At 52.2% G+C, this 1,207-nt stretch carries 1 rRNA gene (cut by a window edge); it reads left to right on the top strand.

Annotated features, from left to right (window positions below):
- Nucleotides 1–50: 50 nt before the first annotated feature.
- Nucleotides 51–1,207, top strand: a 23S ribosomal RNA gene (locus ACURWW_RS17060) (it continues 1,830 nt past the right edge of the window).

The following is a 1,207-nucleotide window of genomic DNA, read 5'->3' as shown; positions in this document are numbered from 1 at the left end:
GACATTGCGCTATCAAATTGTAGTAAGTCGTGCAGTCGTTTGAATTATATGGTCAAGCGACTAAGTGCAGCCGGTGGATGCCTTGGCAGCTGGAGGCGATGAAGGACGTAGGAGCCTGCGAAAAGCGTGGGGGAGCTGGCAAACAAGCGTTATATCCCACGATGTCCGAATGGGGAAACCCACCTGACACAAGTCAGGTATCGCATACTGAATACATAGGTATGCGAGGCGAACCCGGGGAACTGAAACATCTAAGTACCCGGAGGAAAAGAAATCAACCGAGATTCCCTGAGTAGCGGCGAGCGAAAGGGGACTAGCCGATCTCATTTGTTGCAGTGGAAGTGTTTGGAAAAGCACGCCATAGCGGGTGATAGCCCCGTACACGAAACAACAAGTGGGACATATCAAGTAGGTCGGGACACGTGTTATCTTGACTGAAGATGGGGGGACCATCCTCCAAGGCTAAATACTCCCAGCTGACCGATAGTGAACCAGTACCGTGAGGGAAAGGCGAAAAGAACCCCTGTGAGGGGAGTGAAATAGACCCTGAAACCGACTGCATACAAGCAGTGGGAGCAGACTTGTTCTGTGACCGCGTACCTTTTGTATAATGGGTCAGCGACTTATTGTCAGTGGCAAGGTTAACCGTTTAGGGGAGCCGTAGGGAAACCGAGTCTTAATAGGGCGTCCAGTCGCTGGCAATAGACCCGAAACCGAGCGATCTACCCATGGCCAGGTTGAAGATTGAGTAACATCAATTGGAGGACCGAACCCACTAACGTTGAAAAGTTAGGGGATGAGCTGTGGGTCGGAGTGAAAGGCTAATCAAGCTCGGAGATAGCTGGTTCTCCCCGAAAACTATTTAGGTAGTGCGTCCTGTCTCACCATTGGGGGTAGAGCACTGTTTCGGCTAGGGGGCCATCCCGGCTTACCAACCCGATGCAAACTCCGAATACCAATGAGTGCAATCAGGGCAGACAGACGGCGGGTGCTAACGTCCGTCGTCGAGAGGGCAACAACCCAGACCGCCAGCTAAGGTCCCAAATATCCATTAAGTGGGAAACGATGTGGGAAGGCCCAGACAGCTAGGAGGTTGGCTTAGAAGCAGCCATCCTTTAAAGAAAGCGTAATAGCTCACTAGTCGAGTCGGCCCGCGCGGAAGATGTAACGGGGCTCAAATGGATAACCGAAGCTGCGGATGCACTTC

The organism is Gilvimarinus sp. F26214L, from assembly GCF_054401055.1.
The sequence above is the reverse complement of the archived record's forward strand: the minus strand, read 5'-3'. Positions and strand labels throughout refer to the sequence as shown.